The 2,377-nt window shown below is 65.2% G+C and carries 2 protein-coding genes; one reads left to right on the top strand and one right to left on the bottom strand.

The features are described 5' to 3' along the window. Positions 1 to 659, top strand: a 659-nt coding sequence (locus AB2385_RS16905) for a restriction endonuclease (RefSeq protein WP_367656179.1), incomplete at its 5' end; no start/stop codon positions are given. 164 nt (positions 660 to 823) lie between these two features. Here AB2385_RS16905 and AB2385_RS16900 read toward each other — a convergent pair. Then, positions 824 to 1,681, bottom strand: a complete 858-nt coding sequence (locus tag AB2385_RS16900) for a DUF4352 domain-containing protein (protein WP_367656178.1) — start codon at positions 1,679 to 1,681, stop codon at positions 824 to 826. Positions 1,682 to 2,377: the final 696 nt, after the last annotated feature.

The raw sequence follows: 2,377 nt of genomic DNA, 5'->3' as shown, positions 1-2,377 counted from the left end.
GTTGGGGTGTCCACCAAAACGGGTCAAGCTCACAGATGGACAGCCCGGCAAGGGGAATCTGGCGGATCACAGACGCCGGCCGGGAACGGATTGCAAAGAGCGAGGCCGGCCAGGTTTCGGCCGGACCGGAGCCGGAAGTTGTGCACGCAGTTTCCACGACACCCACGCTGGTTGACCTGTATGAGGCGTACGAACGGGACTTCCGCCGCCAGCTGCTCGAGCGACTGTGCGAACTCGACCCCAACCAGTTTGAGGTGTTCGCACAGAAACTGCTGCGTGCGTATGGGTTTCTGGACGTGAAGGTCACGTCCAAGAGTGGTGACGGCGGGATTGACGGCTATGGTCGCCTGCGCGTCGGCCTTGCCACCATGCGTGCAGCGTTCCAGTGCAAGCGCTGGGAGGGCAACATCGGACGGCCCGAAATCGACAAGTTCCGCGGCGCCATCTCCGGCGACTGCGAGCAGGGCATCTTCTTTACGACCTCCGACTTCACCGAGGGCGCGATGGAAGCCTCGATCAAGCGCGGCGCCGTTCCCATCGTGCTGATCAACGGCAAAATGATCGTCGACATCATGATCCGAACGGGGTTCGGCGTGGAGCGCAGGCCCTTGGAACTCTATTTTGACCGGCTGGACACCATCTTCGAGGGTGAGTCGTAAACAACCTCACCGCGGGCAACCGCGCGTCGCAGCCGTTCTGGAAGTACCCCTCCCCGGCCCTCCCCCCACATGGGCGGGCGTTGGAGAGGCCTGCAGAGCAAGGACAACGGCCCGGCGAGGCAACTTCGCCGGGCCGTTTGCGGCGAACCAAGCCGCCCCCCGGCTCACTCCGTGACGGGCGAAAGCGGTACCCTCTCCGTCCGGCCGAAGAGCCCGGCACGGAACTGGAGCTCCGCCCGGTCCAGGTTCAGCGACTCCGGCACCTCGAACGGGATAGTGGCCACGACGCTCAGTCCCGGGTTGAGTTGCTTCAGGAAGAGGCTCTCCGTCTGATCGCTGAACGCCATTGCGTTAGCGGCTTCAACGCTGTACTCGTACTCCATCCCGTCGACCACCAGCGTGAACAACGAGGTGTCCAGGGTAAACGCCTCTTTCTGCTTATTCGTCACGTAAACGGTCACCAGGACGAACTTGGCTCCCCCGGCGGCCTCCTCCACGAAGAAGTCGCTACCGACCGACTGCGCCGTGTCCACGTCCAGCACCGCGAAACCCACATTCGATACAACCTTGCCCTTGTAGACGGTCCCCGTGGACTCATCGGTCACCGTCAGATTGAACTCGTCCGCTGCCGCGGGCGCGGGCGAGGCGGGTGGCGCCGCGGGATCAGTTGCCGTGACCGGCTGCTGGCCGGCCGTCTGTCGGGCGTCGCCCGTAGGTGCGACGGCGGCGCGCGGCGGCTGCGTCTCCGTGGTCGACCCCTGCTGCTCATCGCTGCCCCCGGCGAGCTGCATGAGCAGGGTCAGCGCGATCAAAGTGGTCCACACAATGCGCCCGCTCAGTCGGGTCACCGGTGAAGTCCACAGGAGCACCAGCCCCACCGGGAAACAGAAGAGAAGCATGAGCACGACGAACCACTTCCGGTGGTACCACCTCACGACGGGCTGCTGCGGTTCGGCCGGCTGACCGTGCATGGTTGGCACGGAGCCTGGCGCCTGCGGGTGAACACTCGACTGCTCGTTCATCTGGCATCCTCCTCTTGGCGACCGCTTTTCCGGGTCGCCGTCCGGTAACAGGATCGCACGGGTCTGTGACAGCAGTCTGTCACTCCGCAGCAGCCTGGACCGACGCCTTCCGCCGGCGGCATGGTCTCGCCTGCCTTTACAGACCCGGGGGAGCGCCCGAAGCCGGCTGTAGAGCGGTTCCGGCGTGGTGCGACCCTGGGTGCGCCCGCTGGGGGCAGGCCGCAGGCCAAGTCGGCCAGGACCATGGGAGCCGTCATGCCCGCAGGGCTTTCCCCGCGGTGTGCGGTATTTGACTCATTGGCCGCTTGTTCCGACCTGATGATTTGGAGGTATTGAGATGAAGCAGTGGCTATACTTGTTGAGGCCAGTTCGTCCGGAAATGGTCACCGACCCGACCCCTGAGGAGACCGACGCGGTAGAGCGGCACTTCAGGCGGCTGCAGGCCATGCTGGCGGACGGCCACCTCATCCTGGCCGGCCGTACCCAGGAGGAGAACCCCTTAGGCGGATGCCCGGGCCATCATGGAGGGCGACCCCGCCGTGCAGGCCGGTGTGATGTCGGCCACGCTGCACCCCTACCGGGTCGCCCTCATGCGCCGGGGATGAACTGCGGCCGGAGCGAGCAAAGAAAGGAGACCACTGAATCGAGTAGGAGGGGGCGGCTAGCCCCCGTCCTCTCACACCACCGGACATGCGG

Origin of the sequence: Symbiobacterium sp. (assembly GCF_040797425.1) — a bacterium.
Lineage (GTDB): Bacteria > Bacillota > Sulfobacillia > Symbiobacteriales > Symbiobacteriaceae > Symbiobacterium.
This window is presented reverse-complemented; position numbering and strand designations above follow the sequence as displayed.